This is a genomic window from Streptomyces sp. NPDC013187 (assembly GCF_042899705.1).
GTDB classification, from domain to species: Bacteria; Actinomycetota; Actinomycetes; order Streptomycetales; family Streptomycetaceae; genus Streptomyces; species Streptomyces hawaiiensis_A.
Map to the genome: position 1 here is coordinate 167302 of NZ_JBIBAF010000014.1, position 16166 is coordinate 183467.

Annotated in this window: 16 protein-coding genes and 1 pseudogene; 11 read left to right on the forward strand and 6 right to left on the reverse strand. The window is 71.5% G+C overall.

Features of this window, described 5'->3' with window-relative positions; genetic code table 11:
• Positions 1-81 precede the first annotated feature (81 nt).
• Both ACFY5B_RS28605 and ACFY5B_RS28610 read left to right on the forward strand, forming a co-directional pair.
• Positions 82-1536, forward strand: a complete 1455-nt coding sequence (locus ACFY5B_RS28605; RefSeq protein WP_389974489.1) for an aldehyde dehydrogenase family protein — start codon at positions 82-84, stop codon at positions 1534-1536.
• Positions 1537-1559: 23 nt separating this feature from the next.
• Positions 1560-2666, forward strand: a complete 1107-nt coding sequence (locus ACFY5B_RS28610; RefSeq protein WP_389974492.1) for an NAD(P)-dependent alcohol dehydrogenase — start codon at positions 1560-1562, stop codon at positions 2664-2666.
• Between the two features lie 21 nt (positions 2667-2687).
• Here the strand turns inward: ACFY5B_RS28610 and ACFY5B_RS28615 are convergent, their stop codons facing one another.
• On the reverse strand, positions 2688-3638 hold the full coding sequence (locus tag ACFY5B_RS28615; protein WP_389974495.1) for an NADP-dependent oxidoreductase: 951 nt from the start codon (positions 3636-3638) through the stop codon (positions 2688-2690).
• A 71-nt stretch (positions 3639-3709) separates the two neighbouring features.
• On the opposite strand from ACFY5B_RS28615, the gene ACFY5B_RS28620 reads away from it, so the two are divergent.
• The 6 genes from ACFY5B_RS28620 (at position 3710) to ACFY5B_RS28645 (ending at position 9305) form a co-directional block, all read left to right on the forward strand.
• Positions 3710-4654, forward strand: coding sequence for a GlxA family transcriptional regulator (locus ACFY5B_RS28620; protein ID WP_389974498.1), 945 nt, complete (start codon positions 3710-3712; stop codon positions 4652-4654).
• Between the two features lie 288 nt (positions 4655-4942).
• Positions 4943-6712, forward strand: a complete 1770-nt coding sequence (locus tag ACFY5B_RS28625) for an ATP-binding protein (RefSeq protein WP_389974501.1) — start codon at positions 4943-4945, stop codon at positions 6710-6712.
• Positions 6709-7119 (forward strand): roadblock/LC7 domain-containing protein, encoded by a 411-nt coding sequence (locus ACFY5B_RS28630; RefSeq protein WP_003994857.1) that lies wholly within the window; start codon positions 6709-6711, stop codon positions 7117-7119. Before ACFY5B_RS28625 ends, ACFY5B_RS28630 begins: the two co-directional genes overlap by 4 nt.
• Positions 7116-7487 carry a DUF742 domain-containing protein gene (locus tag ACFY5B_RS28635; protein ID WP_389974504.1) on the forward strand — a complete coding sequence of 124 codons (372 nt, stop codon included), beginning with the start codon at positions 7116-7118 and terminating at the stop codon, positions 7485-7487. The genes ACFY5B_RS28630 and ACFY5B_RS28635 overlap by 4 nt, the downstream gene beginning before the upstream one ends.
• The gene (locus ACFY5B_RS28640; protein WP_389974507.1) at positions 7468-8073 is read left to right on the forward strand and encodes an ATP/GTP-binding protein; all 606 of its coding nucleotides are present in this window, start codon (positions 7468-7470) and stop codon (positions 8071-8073) included. Before ACFY5B_RS28635 ends, ACFY5B_RS28640 begins: the two co-directional genes overlap by 20 nt.
• Entirely contained in the window at positions 8070-9305 is a 1236-nt protein-coding gene (locus ACFY5B_RS28645; protein ID WP_389974510.1) for a cytochrome P450, read from the forward strand. The genes ACFY5B_RS28640 and ACFY5B_RS28645 overlap by 4 nt, the downstream gene beginning before the upstream one ends.
• A gap of 74 nt (positions 9306-9379) precedes the next feature.
• Here the strand turns inward: ACFY5B_RS28645 and ACFY5B_RS28650 are convergent, their stop codons facing one another.
• The gene (locus tag ACFY5B_RS28650) at positions 9380-11062 is read right to left on the reverse strand and encodes a hypothetical protein (RefSeq protein ID WP_389974513.1); all 1683 of its coding nucleotides are present in this window, start codon (positions 11060-11062) and stop codon (positions 9380-9382) included.
• 502 nt (positions 11063-11564) lie between these two features.
• On the opposite strand from ACFY5B_RS28650, the pseudogene ACFY5B_RS28655 reads away from it, so the two are divergent.
• Both ACFY5B_RS28655 and ACFY5B_RS28660 read left to right on the forward strand, forming a co-directional pair.
• Positions 11565-11733, forward strand: a pseudogene (locus ACFY5B_RS28655) (pyridoxamine 5'-phosphate oxidase family protein); the annotation flags it as partial.
• Between the two features lie 79 nt (positions 11734-11812).
• Positions 11813-12205 carry a VOC family protein gene (locus ACFY5B_RS28660; RefSeq protein WP_344455668.1) on the forward strand — a complete coding sequence of 131 codons (393 nt, stop codon included), beginning with the start codon at positions 11813-11815 and terminating at the stop codon, positions 12203-12205.
• Positions 12206-12290: 85 nt separating this feature from the next.
• Here the strand turns inward: ACFY5B_RS28660 and ACFY5B_RS28665 are convergent, their stop codons facing one another.
• Both ACFY5B_RS28665 and ACFY5B_RS28670 read right to left on the reverse strand, forming a co-directional pair.
• Positions 12291-12587: a DUF4235 domain-containing protein gene (locus ACFY5B_RS28665; protein ID WP_030845173.1), complete on the reverse strand. Its 297-nt coding sequence runs from the start codon at positions 12585-12587 to the stop codon at positions 12291-12293.
• Positions 12588-12621: 34 nt separating this feature from the next.
• A complete protein-coding gene (locus ACFY5B_RS28670; RefSeq protein ID WP_389974516.1) occupies positions 12622-13647 on the reverse strand; it encodes a glutathione S-transferase family protein in 1026 nt (341 codons plus the stop codon).
• Between the two features lie 139 nt (positions 13648-13786).
• Here ACFY5B_RS28670 and ACFY5B_RS28675 point away from each other — a divergent pair, with 139 nt between their 5' ends.
• Positions 13787-14707, forward strand: coding sequence for a cation diffusion facilitator family transporter (locus tag ACFY5B_RS28675; protein WP_389974708.1), 921 nt, complete (start codon positions 13787-13789; stop codon positions 14705-14707).
• Between the two features lie 147 nt (positions 14708-14854).
• On the opposite strand, the gene ACFY5B_RS28680 is transcribed toward ACFY5B_RS28675, so the two are convergent.
• Positions 14855-15304: a nitroreductase family deazaflavin-dependent oxidoreductase gene (locus tag ACFY5B_RS28680; RefSeq protein ID WP_389974519.1), complete on the reverse strand. Its 450-nt coding sequence runs from the start codon at positions 15302-15304 to the stop codon at positions 14855-14857.
• Positions 15305-15407: 103 nt separating this feature from the next.
• Positions 15408-16040 (reverse strand): LysE family transporter, encoded by a 633-nt coding sequence (locus ACFY5B_RS28685; protein WP_389974521.1) that lies wholly within the window; start codon positions 16038-16040, stop codon positions 15408-15410.
• Positions 16041-16166: the final 126 nt, after the last annotated feature.

Sequence of the window (16166 nt, forward strand, 5' to 3'; positions counted from 1 at the left end):
GTCTCTCATGAGACTGCGCACAGACAGGAATCCTGTTTGTTGAAACTTAGTAAAACGTGGCGACGACGCTGAGGAGTGGCGATGACCACCTTCGAGAGCACACCCGGGCAGCTGTTCATCGGTGGCCGATGGCGCGAGGCCGCCGACGGGGCACGCGCCGAGGTGATCGACCCGTCCCGGGGCACGGTCGTCACCACCGTCGCCGAGGCGGGCCCCGCCGACGTCGACGCTGCCGTACGCGCCGCCCGTGCGGCCTTCGACGGCGGTGCCTGGTCCGGTCTGAGCGGCCGCGAGCGCGGCCGGGTGCTGCAGCGCGTCGCCCAGCTGATCCGGGAGAACGCCGACGAGCTCGCGGCCCTGGAGAGCCTGGACGTCGGCAAGCCGATCACGCTGTGCGGCGCGGTCGACGTCACCAACGCGGCCAACGACTACGAGTACTACGCCCACCTCGCCCAGAGCCAGGACGGCGCCCTGCGCGACCTCCCCATGAACGCCCTCGCCTACACCAAGCGCGAGCCCCTCGGCGTGGTCGCCGCGATCACCCCGTTCAACTTCCCCCTGATCCTGGCCGGTTCGAAGCTCGCCCCGGCGCTGGCCGCCGGCAACACCGTCGTCCACAAGCCCGCCGACGAGACTCCGCTCAGCGCCCTGTACATGGCCCGGCTCCTCCAGGAGGCGGGTGTCCCCGACGGCGTGGTCAACGTCGTGACCGGCAGCGGCCCGGTCGCGGGCGAGGCGCTGCTGCGGCACCGCGGTGTCGACAAGGTCGCCTTCACCGGCTCCACCGCGATCGGCCGGCACGTGGCGAGCGTCGCCGGCGAGGCGCTCAAGCCCGTCACCATGGAGCTCGGCGGGAACGCCGCCCACATCGTCTTCGAGGACGCCGACCTGGAGAAGGCGGTCGGTGCGGTCATCAAGGGCTTCGTCTTCAACACCGGCCAGTTCTGCATGGGTGGCCCGCGCCTGCTGGTGGCCCGCTCGGTGTACCCGACGCTGCTCGGCATCCTCGCCGAGGCAGTGCCCGGTGTGCCGGTCGGCGACCCTCGCGACCCGGACACGGTCGTCGGCCCGATGGCGGCCGAGAAGCACCTGAGGAAGGTCGAGGAGTACGTCGCCCTGGCCCGCAAGGAAGGCGCCCGTATCGTCTGCGGTGGCGAGCGGCTCGACCTCGACGGCGGCTACTACTACCGGCCCACCGTCATCGCCGACCTGGCGAACGACTCCCGCGTGATCCAGGAGGAGATCTTCGGCCCGGTCCTCACCGTGCAGCCCTTCGACGACGAGGACGAGGCCGTCGCCCTCGCCAACTCCACGCCGTACGGCCTGGCCTCGGGTGTCCAGACCAGCAACCTCGCCCGCGCGCACCGGGTCGCCGGCCGGCTCCAGGCCGGCATCGTCTGGGTCAACGACTGGGCGATGCTCGACCCCGCGGTGCCCTTCGGCGGGGTGAAGGACTCCGGCCACGGCCGCGAGTACGGGCCCGAGGCCCTCGCCGGTTACACCAAGGTCAAGTCCGTCGTCGTCTCGCTCGACTGAGAAACCGTCCAGGAGTCATCACGATGCCCATCACCACCCGTGCCGCGGTCGTCGAGTCCGGCGGCGCCCCCTTCACCCTCTCCGACGTCGTCCTCGACGCACCCGGCCCGCACGAGGCGCTGGTCCGCATGGTCGCCACCGGCCTGTGCCACACCGACCTCGGGGTGGCGAGCGGCGGACTGCCGTTCCCGCTGCCCGGGGTCCTGGGCCACGAGGGCGCGGGCGTCGTCGAGGCCGTCGGCCCCGCCGTCACCGGCATCGCGCCGGGCGACCACGTCCTGCTCTCCTTCACCTCCTGCGGCGACTGCCGCAACTGCCGCGGCGGGCACCCGGCGTACTGCGCGACCTGGCTGCCGCTGAACCTGATCGGCGGCAGCCGGGCCGACGGCACCAGCACCATCAGCCGGGGCGGCGAGGCGCTGGGTGGCCACTTCTTCGGTCAGTCCTCCTTCGCCGAGCTGGCGCTGGCCGACGAGCGCAGCCTCGTCAAGGTGGACCCGGACGTGCCGTTGGAGTCGATCGCCCCGCTGGGCTGCGGTGTGCAGACCGGTGTCGGGGCCGTGTGGAACGTCCTGGAACCGGAGACCGGCGGCACGGTCGTCGTCCTGGGCGCCGGTGCGGTCGGCCTGTCGGCCGTGATGGCGGCGGCGCTCACCCCGGCCACCAGGATCGTCGCCGTCGACCGGGTCGCCGAACGCCTGAGCCTGGCGAGGGAACTGGGCGCCACCCACACCGTCGACACGAGCGGGACCGACCTCGCCCCGGCCCTCGCCGAGATCACCGGGGGACAGGGCGCGGACGGGGTCGTGGAGACCACGGGCAACGTCGGCGTCCTGCGCCAGGGCGTCGACGCGCTCGCCGCACGCGGCACCCTGGTCGTGGTCGGCGCCCCGCCCTTCGGCACCGAGGTCGCCCTGGACGTCAACGGCCTCCTCGGCGGCAAGCGCGTCGTCGGCCTCACCCTCGGCGACAGCGAGACCCAGACCATGATCCCGGCCCTGGTCGCCCTGGTGAAGGACGGACGGCTCCCGTTGCACCGCCTGATCGGCACCTACCCCTTCGACGACATCGACCGGGCGGTCCAGGACATGAGGTCCGGCAAGACGATCAAGCCGGTCCTGACGTTCTGACACCGCCCGCGCGACACCGGCTCAGTCGTTGAGCAGGACCAGCTTCCCCGTCGTACGGCCGGTGTCGCCGAGGGCGTGTGCCTCGGCGGCCTCGGCCAGCGGGAAGGTCCCGGCGATCGTGGCGCGCAACTTCCCCGCCTTCACGAGCTCCGCGACCGCCTCCATGCCGGCTCGGTCGGCGTCCACCAGCATCCGCAGCGCCCGCACACCGAGCCGCCCGGCCTCCTCGTAGAGGTCGTCCGAGCCGCCCGGGAGGATCGAGACCAGGACACCGCCGGGGCGCAGCACGCGCAGCGAGCGCAGGGCGTTGTCGCCGCCGATCGTGTCCAGGACGACGTCGGCGCCCTTCACGGCCTCGGTGAAGTCCGTCTCGCGGTAGTCGATCGTCTCGTCGACGCCGATACCGCGCAGGAACTCGTGCTTGCCCGCGCTCGCGGTGCCGATCACGTACGCGCCGCGCGCCTTGGCGATCTGCACCGCAACGTGCCCGACCCCGCCCGCCGCCGCGTGGATCAGCACCCGCTGCCCGGGCCGGAGGTCCGCGTGCTCGGTGAGCGCCTGCCAGGCGGTGAGCGAGACCAGCGGCAGCGCGCCCGCCTGGGTGTGGTCGACACCGGCCGGCTTGCGGGCGAGGGCGCGGACCGGGGCGATGACGTACTCCGCGTGCGAGCCGTGCCCGTACGGATACGGCAGCATGCCGAAGACCTCGTCACCGGGCGCGAAGGCCACGACGCCGATGCCGACCGCCTCCACCACCCCGGAGACGTCCCAGCCGAGGACGAAGGGCGGTTCGCCCAGGAATCCACCGGTGGCGCGGTGCTTCCAGTCGGTCGGGTTGACCCCGGCGGCCCGCACCCGGACCAGTACCTCGTTGGGCTTCGGTGCCGGGCGCTCGATCTCCACTTCCTTCAGGACCTCGGGGCCGCCGAGGACGTCCTGGCTGATGGCTCGCATCGTGTTCTGTGTGCTCATGGTCAACCAGCGTGCCGGTCCACAGCCCCAACGCCAATGGCAAGATTGCCAACATTCGATACGATCGTGCCATGCGACGTGAACGAGTGGTGGTCCTGGCCCTGGACGGGGTGTACCCCTTCGAGCTGGGCATCCCCAGCCGGATCCTCGGCGCGGCCGACGGCCGGTACGAGGTCCTCACCTGCTCGGTCGACGGCCGTCCGGTGCGCACCACCGCGGACTTCGGCGTCACCGTCGAGCACGGCCCCGAGGTCCTGGCCACCGCGGGCACGGTCGTGATCGCGCCCGTCGCCCCCGACCATCTGGCCGACGAGGTGTCCGGCGACGTCCTGGCCGCGCTCGCGCTCATCCGCCCCGGCACCCGCATCGTCTCCATCTGCACCGGCGCCTTCGTGCTCGCCGCCGCCGGTCTCCTCGACGGACGCCGGGCGACCACCCACTGGCAGGTCGCCGACCGGTTCCGGCGCATGTTCCCGCGCGTCGACCTCGACCCGGACGTGCTGTTCGTCGACGACCACCCGTTCCTGACCTCCGCCGGGGCCGCCTCCGGCGTGGACATCTGCCTGCACCTCGTCCGCAAGGACCACGGCAGCCGGCTGGCCAACAGCGTCGCCCGCCGCTGTGTCGTCCCGCCCTTCCGGGACGGCGGCCAGGCCCAGTACATCGAGCAGCCCGTCCCCGAGCAGGGCGCCGCGAGCACCGCGGCCACCCGTGCCTGGGCTCTGGAGCGCCTCGACGAACCGCTCACCCTGGCTGATCTGTCCGGCCACGCACGGATGAGCCAGCGCACCTTCGCCCGCCGCTTCCACGACGAGGTGGGTCTCAGCCCGGGCCGCTGGCTGATCCAGCAGCGCGTGGTCCGGGCCCGGCATCTGCTGGAGTCCAGCGATCTGACGGTAGATCAGATCGCCGGCCGGGTCGGCTTCGCGACCGGCGCGTCCCTGCGCCAGCATCTGAACGCGGCGATCGGGGTCTCCCCGCAGGCCTACCGCCGCACGTTCCAGACCGCCCGCTGACCTCCACGGCTTCCGCCCGGCGTGATGCTTCACCGGCGACGTGCGGCCTGACACACACCCAAGTCCGCTGACCGCAAAGCCATTTGTCGACCTGTTTCCTTCTGTCGGAGCGTGACGGAACCCTCACCTCCGCCCGGGGGACGAGATTGATCCTTTCGGGTCCAAACCCGATAAGGTTCCGATCGGCGCTGCGAGTTGACGCGATCGCGTCCAGTCGACCCGCGGTGCGTACTCATGAGTGCGGTCCACACACCCCCCTGTTCGTTCGTGTTGCTTCGAAGGATGCAGATGGAACTCGCCACTCCGCCACCGGCGGCGCGGGCCCCTGTCGCCTGGTACAGCTGGTGGTTGATGCCGCTGGGCCTGGGAGGCGGGACCGTTGCCGCCACGTTCATGAGCTCGGAGCGAATAAGCACGGCCGTCGCCGGAATCGCGGCGACGGCGGCCGGTGCCGTGTGCGTGCGGCTGCTGCTGCGCACCCGGGCACAACTGCACCGGGCCGAGGTCTCCTTCCGTGCCACGCAGGCCGAGCACAACATGCAGTGGCAGCAGCACGTGGCGGGACTGGAACGCAAGTTCTCCGCCGATCGTGCCGGCCTGGAATCCCGGCTCAACGAGCAGAACGCGGCTTACGAGCGGCGCCTGGCAGACCAGAGCGCCACGTACGAGTCGCAGCTCGCCGACCAGAGCGCCACGTACGAGTCGCAGCTCGCCGACAGGTCCAGGGCCTATGAGGAACGGCTGACCGAGCAGGCCTCCTCGTACGAGGCCCAGCTCGCCGACCAGGCCGAGGTCTGGCAGGAGCAGCTCTCCCATCAGCTCGCCGCGGTCGCCCGGCTCGCCGACGAGCAGCTGCCCGACGCGATGGCCAGGCTGCGTGCCGGCGACGCCATCGACGACCTGCTGCCCACGGTCAACCAGTGCGCCAAGGTCAGTTCGGAACTCCAGGCCGAGCTGCGCAAGCTGCTGCGCACCTCCCTGATCGGCCTGGAGGCGGAGTTCGACCGCTCCACCTCCGCCGAGCAGGCCGTGATCAGCATCGGCAACCGAATCCACGTCCTGACCAGCAAGCTCCGCGGCCGGCTGCACGAGATGCAGGGCGAGCACGGCCGGCTGCCGGCCGTCGCCCGGGGCCTGATGGAACTCGACCAGGAACTCGGCCCCGCCGACTCCCTCGCCGCGAGCATCGGCGTGCTCGGCGGCTCGGACCGTCCCGGACGGCAGTGGCAGGAGCCGCAGCGGCTGCTGAGCGTGGTGCGCGGCGGCATCGGCCGCATCAAGGACTTCCACCGGATCCAGGTGCGCCACCTGCCCGAACTGGGCGTCGACGGCGGCCTCGTCGACCACCTCACGCTGATCCTGGCCCACCTCCTGGACAACGCGGCCCGCTACTCGCCGCCCACCGAGCCGGTGCTCATCTCCGGCAAGGAGGTGCCCAACGGCGTCGGCATCGAGATCCAGGACTCCGGCAAGGGCCTGAGCGAGGAGAAGAAGCGCGAGGCCGAGCACGCCCTCGCGGGCACCGCGCCCGGCGCGGGCCTCGGCGGCATCACCGAGGACGCCAACATCGGGCTGCGCGTCGTCGGCGCCCTCGCCCGCCGCTACGGCATCCGCGTCACCTTCGCGGACTCCCCGTGGCTCGGCACCTCGGTGGTGGTCGTGGTCCCGCACAAGTACTTCAGCCCGCTGCCCACGGCCGCCACCGCACCGGCCGCACCCGCCCAGGACGTCCGCACCGCCGCGGCCGCACCGGCCCGCGAGACGGCCACCGCGCCCGAACCACGGGCCGCTCAGGCCGCCACCGGGGAGACCACGCCCGGCGGACTGCCCCGCCGCCGCAGCAAGCGGAACGAGACGGAGGCGCCCAGGCCGGCCGAGCGAGGCGACCGGGTCACCGTCGCCGCCGTCCCGCCGGACGCGTCCTTCTCGGGACTCGCCGCCTTCGCCACCGCCGGACGCGACGCGGCGGAGGCCTTCCCGACGGCCGACGACCGCGACACCCCCGCCGGCCGCGCGTACACCGAGCACCGCACCGAAGAGAGCGACCACTCCTCATGACGCAACAAGGAACAGACGTGAGCTGGGCGCTCCGCGATCTCGTCGAGAGCATCCAGGAGATCCGCTTCGCCCTCGTGGCCTCCAGCGACGGCAAGGCCATCACCTCCTACGGCGCCGAGGACCCCGACGACGTCGACCGCTTCGCCGCCGTCGTGGCCGGACTGCAGGCCCTGGCCCAGCCGGTCGCCGAGCAGTTCCCCAAGTACGCCGGGCAGCTGCGCCTCGCGATGATCGAGGTGGACGGCGGACACCTCTTCGTCGTGCGCGCGGGTGTGGAGACGTACCTGGGTGTCCTCGCCAGGGAGGGCCTCGACCAGGGCCTGCTCGGGCACCAGATGAGGGACCTGGCCCGCAGGATGGGTGAGCTCCTCGGCACCACTCCGCGCCTGGAGGAGCACTCTGGATGAGTGCTCCCCGCAGACCGTCGGACCCGTCCGGTCTCGAGCGCTACTACGTCCTCACCGGCGGGCGGAGCGGACCGGGCGGTTCGGCGTCGAGTCTCGACGTGGCGACCCTCGTCATCTCCCGCGCCGCCCCGTTACCGGGCATGCAGCACGAGCACGAGGAAATCCTCCGCCGCTGCCGCGACCCGCTGTCGGTCGCCGAACTCGGCGCTCACCTCGGGCTCCCCTTCAACATTCTCGCGGTGCTGCTGTCCGACCTGCTGGACGCAGGTCGCGTCGAAGCCCGTAACCCCATCCCGGCTCACGAAGCCGGCCGCGGGCCCGACCTCGCGCTCCTTGAGGAGGTACTCAGTGGACTTGAAAGGCTTTGATCAACCCGGAGGCACGGCCGGGGACACCCGCTCGGTGAAGGTGATGATCGCCGGCGGGTTCGGCACCGGGAAGACCACCATGGTCCGGTCGGTCAGCGACATCAAGCCGCTCACCACCGAGGAAACCCTCACCCAGGCCAGCGCCGACGTCGACCACCTCATCGGCGTCGCCGACAAGACGCAGACCACCGTCAGCCTGGACTTCGGCAAGATCGGCATCAACGAGAGCCTGGTGCTGTACCTGTTCGGCACGCCCGGGCAGGAGCGCTTCTGGTTCCTGTGGAACGGGCTGTTCAAGGGGGCCCTCGGCGCGGTGGTCCTGGTGGACACGCGCCGCCTGGAGTCCAGCTTCCGGGCGATCGAGGAGATGGAGCGGCTGGACGTCCCCTTCGTCGTCGCCCTGAACGTCTTCCCCGACTCCCGCAACTATCCGGTCGAGGAGATCCGGGACGCCCTGGACATCCCCGAGCACACCCCGGTCGTGGCCTTCGACGCCCGCGACCGGGCCTCCAGCCGGGACGTCCTCGTCGCCCTGATCCACCATCTGAAGGAACGCTCGGCCGTGGCCCTGGAGCAGCCCCGATGAACGATCAGACCGCCCCGCGCGGTTGCCCCGTCGCGCACCATGCCGCCGAACTGACCCGGCTGTACGGCCCGGACGCGGCGACCGACCCGGCGGGCATCTACGAGCGGCTGCGCAAGGAGCACGGCTCGGTCGCGCCGGTCCTGCTGGAGGGCGACGTGCCCGCCTGGCTGGTGCTGGGCTACCGCGACAACCGGCGGGTGCTCGACAACCCCCGCCAGTTCAGCCGGGACGCGCGGATCTGGCGGGACTGGCGGGAGGGCCGGATCGAGGAGACCTCGCCGATCATGCCGATGGTCGGCTGGCGCCCCGACTGCGTGTCCCAGGACGGCGAACCGCACCGCAGGCTGCGCGGCGCCGTCACCGACGGGTTGCAGGCGGCGGCCGCCCGAGGCATCCGCCGGCACGTGGCGTACTTCGCGAACAAGCGGATCGACACGTTCGCCGACGCCGGGCGCGCCGACCTCGTGGCCGACTACGCCGAGCAGCTGCCGATGCTCGTGCTCACCAGGATGCTGGGCCTTCCCGCGGCGGACGGGCTACGCCTGATCGAGTCGTGCGCCCAGGTCTTCAAGGGCGGTGAGGGCGCCCTCGAGCACAACGACCGGATCATGGAGATCCTCGCGGAACTCGCCGAGCGCAAGCGGGCCGAGCCGGGCTCCGACTTCGCCACGGCCCTGCTGGAGCACCCGGCCGGCCTCGACCACGACGAGGTCGTGAGCCATCTGCGCCTGGTGCTGATCGCCGCGCACACCACCACCAGCAATCTCCTGGCCCGGGTCCTGCAACGGGTCCTCACCGACGCCGCCCGGCTGTCCGGTCTGGTCAGCGGGGAGCTGAACATCTCCTCGGTGGTGGAAGAGGTCATGTGGGACACCCCGCCGCTGTCCGTGCTGCCGGGCCGGTTCGCAACCGCCGACCTGGAGCTCGGAGGCCATCACGTCCAGGAGGGTGAACTGCTCATCCTGGGCCTGGCCGCCGGCAACCTCGACCCGGAGGTACGGCCCGACTCGGGGGTCACCGTGCAGGGCAACCAGTCGCACCTGGCCTTCAGCGCCGGACCGCACGAGTGCCCGGGGCAGAACATCGGCCAGTCCATCATCGAGATCGGCGTGGACGTCCTGCTGCACCGGCTGCCGGACCTGCGCCTGGCCGTACCGCCGGAAGAACTCGGCTCGACCGCCTCCACGTGGGAGTCCCGGCTGGACAGTCTGCCGGTCGAGTTCGCCGTCTAGGCCACGCCGGCGGACCGTTGCCCGGCCGGCTTCCGGCCGGGCAACGCCGTGCGTGGTGCCCGCGGTGGCTGCGATCAGCCGTCGAGCCAGTCGCCTGCGACGCCCGTGGGGCGGTATCCCGTGGCGTTCCAGAGGAAATGAGGGTGGGCGCCGCCGAACATGTAGGCGAGCAGGGCGGTGTCCTCCCTGCCGGTCCGAGGGTCGTGCAGGGTGTGGAACTGCTCGGAGCCCACCACCCCGGCGTCCTCCTGGATCTGACGGGCGCGCTCCAGGGACGGTTCGGCGCCGGACGCCTCCACGGCGGCGATGTAGGTGCGGCGCAGGATCTCCCACGCGCTGTCGGTGTTGCCGTGCCAGGTGCCGTGCAGTGCCTCGAAGGCATGCAGCTCGGTGTCGAACAGGGGCCATGCCTGCGGGTGTTGGACCCGGCAGCGCGCGGACAGCTCGGCGGCCCGGGGGCTCAGGCCCGCTACGGTGCGCCGCGGGGCGATGGTGAGGGTGGTGCCGTGGGTGAGGATGCCGCTGCACGAGTTGGGCTGCAGGTCGCACAGCGGGCAGTCCTCGGCCGGGGGGAGGCCCTGGGTGATGCCGTCGAACCACAGGGCGTGGCGGCCCGTGAGCCCCATCCAGACGACGGTGGTGGTCATCAGCCAGGTGTTCCACATCGGGTCGTGCGCCTCGGGCATGCAGCCGTACTTGACGATGGCTATGGCACAGGCGGCGTAGAGCGCCTTGGTGTGGGTGGGCATGTCGGCGAGCCAGAAGTTGCTGATCTCGCCGGTGAGGGCGTCGGCCCGGACGTCGGCCATGTCGTCGATGGCGCGGCACAGCAGCAGGGAGGCGAGGTTCTCCTCCTGCCAGAGCTCGGTGTCGGGCGCGACGTGCCAGAACAGGCAGTCCAGCATCTGCAGGATCGAGTAGGTGCTCTGGTTGAGGGGGTTGGTCTGGGGGAGTACGACGTTGCCCGCCTCGTGCTGCTGGAGCCAGTACTCGTCGACGGACCGCTTGTGGGCCGCGAAGAGGCCGGAGACCAGGGCCCGTGCGCTGTTGGTGCTGAAGTCCTCGGCCAGGCGCTCTTCGACGTGCTGGGTGAGGCGGGTCGTGTCGATGGTGTCGATCACGCGTTTGTACTCGTGGAAGACGAGGATGTCGTCCTCGAAGCGGTGGCGGTGGCCGAGATCTCGCTCGAGGTCGTTCATCTGCCGGGTCCAGGACCAGCCACCGGTGAGGACGCTGTCGAGTTCCCGCCGGTGCGGCCAGTTCTTGACGGTGAGGGGGCGACCGGCGCTGTGCCGCCAGCGGTAGTCGTCCAGCGTGCGTGCGGGGGGAGCCGGCAGGCGGCGGCACAGAGGGCAGGTGCAGGCGGCTGTCTGCTCCTGCTCGCGCGGCGGGGCGAGTGCCCGGGTCCTCCAGGCCCCCTCCAGCATCAGGCAGGTCAGTCTGCACACCTCGACATCCGTGCTGACCTGCGGGAAGGCCTCTTCTATCACGCGCAGGCCGGCGTCGAGACGCCTCAGCCTGGCGTAGCCCTCCTCGTCGGGCGGGAGGAACGCGGGCCGCGCCAGATGCAGGGCACCCTCCACACGTAGCGCGGTGCTGGATTCGGCGGATCCGAGTGCGTCCAGCCGCTGCTGGGCGGCGTCCTGGCACCTCCGGTACTCCTCCGTGCTCCCGTTGACGCGTTCCACCAGCAGGCGGGCCAGGGCGGTTCCCGCCTCCGTGGGCTGGAGCCGGACGCCTGGCTGCGCTGGGATCAAGCTGTCGGCGGACGCCTTCGGAACAGCACCTGCGACTCGAGATTTCACACCGGTCTCCCAATGAGCTGTGGTTCTGGCAACGGAATCGATCGACCGTGGTCGTTGACCGGCCGTGTTCGGGGATTCTCTGTACTTTCCGCGACGGCCTCGCCGGACAGCCGGACAGCCGGACTCACTCGGCCGGCTCCGGCTCCTGCTGCGAACGACCGTGCGCTACTTCGCCCTAGGCGCGCGGGTAGCCGACAGGGGTGTCGAAGGGCAGGTCGAACCGGACGTCCTGAGGCATCTGCTTCCTTTCGGGAGACGGACCGCAGAGCCCCCCGCCCCTGCGAGCGGACGGTGCCATGACCGGCCGCACACTCGAACTCGGCTTCGCAGTCCGAACGTTGAACCGAGAAGCGGTACGAGGCTGCCCAAGGCGTGAACAAGCCATTCCGTGACACGGCCGTGATCTCGGTTACGGCGGAAAGCGCTTGAGCTGCGTACACTCCCTCGTCCCTCACAGGACGCCGAACTCTTCGCCGCCAAGACCGGGGTTCGACCCCCGCCGGCTCGCCACGCCGTACCTCTGCTTCCGCGTCGTGCCGCGGCGGGTACAGGCCTGGCGGGAGGCCGGCGAACTCGACGGCCGCGAACTCATGCGCGACGGACGGTGGTTGAAGACCGACTGAATCCGCCGGTCCGGGATATCCGCAAGGTACGGGTCCGCGGGGCACGACCGCCCCGCGACCGGAATCCTGCGGAGGAGACATGGCACTGGTGAAAGCGGGGGTCCTCGTGCTCGACTGCGCCGAGCCCGAGAAACTCGCCGTGTTCTACAAGGAACTGCTGGAGGGGGAGGAGTCGGACGCCACCGCCAACCGGGTGGAGATCAAGAGCGCCGACGGCTTCCGGATCGCACTGCGCCGGGACGTCAACGCGACCCCGCCCAGCTGGCCGCGTCCCGAGAACTCCCTCCAGGCCCATCTGGAGTTCGTGGTCGACGACCTCGACGCGGTGGAACGCCGTGTCATCAGCCTCGGCGGCCGCCCCCTGGAGGCCAAGGAGCCCTCGGGCCCTCTGGAGGAGCGCGGCTACGCCGACCCTGCCGGCCACTCCTTCATCCTGCGGCGCACCGCGCCGACGGCACCCAAGCAGGGCTGAGCACGGGCGCCCGACGGACAGCGGCGGACGGCAGGGCGCACAGGACGGCCCCGCCCGGCAGGAGCCGGGCGGGGCCGCTTCGTCGTCAGTCCCGGCCGCCCTTCTCGCCGGCGGGCCACGTGCCCGTCGAACGCTCGATGGCCTTGGCGCCCGCGCGGTCCACGGCGCTGCGCACCACCGCGAAGATGGCGCCCTGGATCGCGGCGGCGAGCAGGACCTCGCCCCAGCCGCGGTCCTTGTCCAGCGCGTCGGGCGCGTCCTCCTCGTGCCGGATCGCCATCCACGTCTTGCGGAAGGCGAGCCCGGCCAGCCAGCCGCCCGACCAGCCGAGCACGAACCCGAGCGGCTGGTACGCGAGGGACATCTTCTTCTTCTTTGCCACGGGAACTCCTTGGTAACTGAGGGGGTGAAAGTGGTCAGGGGGTGTGCGCCGCGGGGATCCGCTCCTCGGCGCGGACCGGGCCGGGCGGTGTCCCGTCACCGAACGGCCGGCCGCCCAGCTCCTCGCGGTGGTGCGGGGTCAGCCAGCCGGCCAGGTCCGGGCCGAGCGGCACGATGCGGGTCGGATTGATGCCCGTGTGCACCTGGTAGTAGTGGCGCTTGATGTGGTCGAAGTCGACGGTGTCGCCGAAACCGGGCGTCTGGTAGAGGTCGCGGACGTAACCCCACAGCACCTGGTTCTCCGTCAGCTTCCAGCGGTTGCACTTGAAGTGGCCGTGGTAGACCGCGTCGAAGCGGACCAGTGTGGTGAACAGCCGGATGTCCGCCTCGGTGATCGTGTCGCCGACGAGGTACCGCTGCCGCTCCAGCCGGGCGGCGAGCAGCTCGAGCCGCCGGAACACTCCGGCACAGGCGGCCTCGTACTCCTCCTGCCCGGTGGCGAACCCCGCCCGGTAGACGCCGTTGTTGACGTCCTCGTAGACGTCCGCCATCACCTCGTCGATCTCGTCGCGCAGCTTGTCCGGGTACAGGTCGGGCGCGCCCTGCCGGTGCAGGGCCGTCCACTCGGTCGCGAGGTCGAGGGTGAGCTGCTGGTAGTCGTTGGTCACCAGCTGCCCGCTGGGCACGTCCACGATCGCCGGCACGCTGACACCGCCCGGGTAGTCGCTCTCCCGGCGGTCGTAGGCCTCGCTGAGGAAGCGGATGCCGAGAACCGGGTCACGGTCGTCCTCGTCGAGAGTGAAGCGCCAACTGCGGTCGTCCTGGATCGGGTCGGCGACGGCCAGGGACAGGGCGTCCTCCAGGCCGAGCAGCCGCCGGGAGACCAGGGACCGGCTCGCCCACGGGCAGGCACGGCTGACGATCAGACGGTAGCGCCCGGCCTCGACCGGCCAGCCGTCCCGGCCGTCCGCGGTGATCCGGTCCGCGAAGTGCGATGTGGACCGTTTGAAAGGCCTCCTTCCGTAGCCGGTGTTGCCGTCTTCGCCGTCGTCGCGGCTCATGGGGGTGACCTCCTTGCCGTACGGGGACCCTGGTGAACGCGTTCCCCGTTTTCCGTGGACGGCACGGTGTGAGTACCCCCGACCGGGGCAATCGGCGTGGGTGACTGATGAAGGAAGTGATCACAGGACACGCGTCACGGTGCTGGTGGCGCTCGCGGCCAATCTGGTGATCGCCGTGGCCAAGGCCATCGGCGGCCTGGCGGCGGGGTCACCGGCCTTGCTGTCCGAAGCCGCCCACTCGGTGGCCGACAGCCTGAACGAAGTGTTCCTGCTCGCGGCCCTGCGCCGCAGCCGCCGCCCCGCCGACCGGCGTCATCCCTTCGGGTACGGCAAGGAGCGGTTCTTCTGGTCGCTCCTCGCGGCCGTCGGGATCTTCGTCATGGGCGGCTGTTTCTCGTTCTTCCAGGGCTTCGAGGCCCTGACGAGCGGGACGGAGGAGAAGCTCAGCGGCTATGTGGCCGGTCTGATCGTGCTCGGTGTCGCCCTCCTCGCGGAGGGCGGCTCGCTGTTGCGGGCCCTGTACCAGGTGCGGCGGCAGGGCGGCGCGAGTGCCGGGCTGCGTGATCCGGCCCTGCGGACGGTCGTCGCCGAGGACGGCACCGCCGTGCTCGGCGTCACCCTGGCCATGGTGGGCATGGCGCTGCACATGGTCACCGGCCAGGCGGTGTGGGAGGCGTCGGCCTCGATCGCGATCGGTGCGCTGCTGGTCTACGTGGCCTTCCGGCTGGGCCGCGACGCCCGCGACCAGCTGATCGGCGAGGCGGCCGACCCCGAGTCCAGCGGGCGGATATGCGCGCTGCTGCGGGCACAGCCCGAGATCGACAGTGTGGAGGCGCTGTTCACGATGAAGACCGGCCTCGACACGGCCCTGGTGGCCGCCCGCGTCGACCTCGTGCCCGGCCTGGACAGCGAGCGCGTCGAGGAGGTCGCCGTGCGCATCAAGCGATCCATCGCCTCCACGGTGCCGGAGGCCGACCAGATCTTCCTCGACGTGACCGACCGCCCCGCCCGCGAGGCAGCGGAAAGCCCCGCCGCGACGGGGGAGCGCGGCGGGGCCTGAACCTCGCGTGCCCCGTCGCGGCCGGTTCACACACACGGGGCGGAATGTTTTTCCGTCGGCTGTCCGCACGGTCCGTCGGCTGTCCGTACCGTCCGCCGCAATGTCCGCACGTCCGCCGGCTGCCCGCGGAGGGCAGCCGGCCCGCTGTCAGCCGCCCTCGGTCGGCTCCAGCACGAAGACCGGTATCTCGCGGTCCGTCTTCTTCTGGTAGTCGGCGTACGCCGGGTACGCCGCGACGGCCCGCTCCCACCAGGCCGCCTTCTCCTCGCCCGTGACCTCACGGGCGGTCATGTCCTGCTTCACCGGCCCGTCCTGGAGCTCCACGTGCGGGTGGGCCAGGATGTTGAAGTACCAGACGGGGTGCTTGGGCGACCCGCCGAGGGAGGCCACCGCGGCGTAGCGCCCCTCGTGCTCCACCCGCATCACCGGTGTCTTGCGCAGTTTCCCGCTCCTGGCACCCCGTGAGGTCAGGACGACGACCGGCATCTTCGAGCCCTGAAGCGTCGTCCCCTCCGTACCGCCGGAGCTCTCGTACAGCTCCACCTGTTCGCGCACCCACTGCGTCGGGCTCGGTTCGTACTCACCTTCGAGAGGCATGGCATCCGTCCCATCGTCGCGTCCGAGGCTCACCGCCCCCTGCCGTCAACATTCGTGCCCCGGGGAATCATCCGCACCCGCGGGATCCGGCCGGACGCGGACCTCATCCCGGCGCGAGCGCCATCCGCACCGCCAGCGCCGTCATCACCCCGCTCGCCACCCAGGCCGTCGCCAGCCGCCCCCGACGGCCGGTCAGCGCCCGGCCCAGCAGTGCCCCGCTCCCGGCGAGCAGCACCTGCCAGCTCGCCGAGGCGGCGAAGGCGGCCACGACGAACACGCCCTGCTCCACGAGGCCTGCCGGTCCCGTGGCCCGGGAACCGAGCACGAGGGCGGCGAAGTAGATGACGGTGGTGGGGTTCAGCAACGTGATGCCCAGCAGCCCCGCATAGGCCCGGGCAGGGCTCGGGGGAGCGGGGGCCGAACGGGTGGCGAGCCGGTGGCCGCGGTACTCGCGCACGGCGGTCACCGCGCCCCGTGCCGCCAGCGCGAGCAGTACCAGCACGCAGACCCACCGCAGCGGCCCGAGCGCGGGCCGCAGCGCGGAGGCCAGGGCCGTTCCTCCCAGGGTGGCCGCGAGGGCGTAGAGCCCGTCGGCGGTGGCGACGCCCAGCGCGGCGCAGACGCCGGTGCGCAAGGTGGTGCGTGCGGTGAGGGAGACGAGGTAGGTCCCGACGGCGCCGACCGGTACGGCGATGCCGTACCCGGCGAGCAGCCCCGCGACGAGCGCGGCCGTCATGAGCGGGGCGGCGTCGGTCCTCCGCGGCGGCCGGACTGCTGCTGTCGGCGCGCGGCAGAGGCGGCGGCGGACAGCGGCAGGAGAACAGTGAACGTAGGCATGGCCGGATCCTGCGGCCTGCCCCGC

Coding starts and splice junctions, on each gene's coding strand:
- ACFY5B_RS28605 (WP_389974489.1), top strand. CDS start 82: ATGACCACCTTCGAGAGCACACCCGGGCAGCTGTTCATCGGTGGCCGA.
- ACFY5B_RS28685 (WP_389974521.1), bottom strand. CDS start 16,040: ATGACGGCCGCGCTCGTCGCGGGGCTGCTCGCCGGGTACGGCATCGCC.
- ACFY5B_RS28630 (WP_003994857.1), top strand. CDS start 6,709: ATGACGCAACAAGGAACAGACGTGAGCTGGGCGCTCCGCGATCTCGTC.
- ACFY5B_RS28625 (WP_389974501.1), top strand. CDS start 4,943: ATGGAACTCGCCACTCCGCCACCGGCGGCGCGGGCCCCTGTCGCCTGG.
- ACFY5B_RS28680 (WP_389974519.1), bottom strand. CDS start 15,304: ATGCCTCTCGAAGGTGAGTACGAACCGAGCCCGACGCAGTGGGTGCGC.
- ACFY5B_RS28610 (WP_389974492.1), top strand. CDS start 1,560: ATGCCCATCACCACCCGTGCCGCGGTCGTCGAGTCCGGCGGCGCCCCC.
- ACFY5B_RS28635 (WP_389974504.1), top strand. CDS start 7,116: ATGAGTGCTCCCCGCAGACCGTCGGACCCGTCCGGTCTCGAGCGCTAC.
- ACFY5B_RS28645 (WP_389974510.1), top strand. CDS start 8,070: ATGAACGATCAGACCGCCCCGCGCGGTTGCCCCGTCGCGCACCATGCC.
- ACFY5B_RS28670 (WP_389974516.1), bottom strand. CDS start 13,647: ATGAGCCGCGACGACGGCGAAGACGGCAACACCGGCTACGGAAGGAGG.
- ACFY5B_RS28615 (WP_389974495.1), bottom strand. CDS start 3,638: ATGAGCACACAGAACACGATGCGAGCCATCAGCCAGGACGTCCTCGGC.
- ACFY5B_RS28620 (WP_389974498.1), top strand. CDS start 3,710: ATGCGACGTGAACGAGTGGTGGTCCTGGCCCTGGACGGGGTGTACCCC.
- ACFY5B_RS28660 (WP_344455668.1), top strand. CDS start 11,813: ATGGCACTGGTGAAAGCGGGGGTCCTCGTGCTCGACTGCGCCGAGCCC.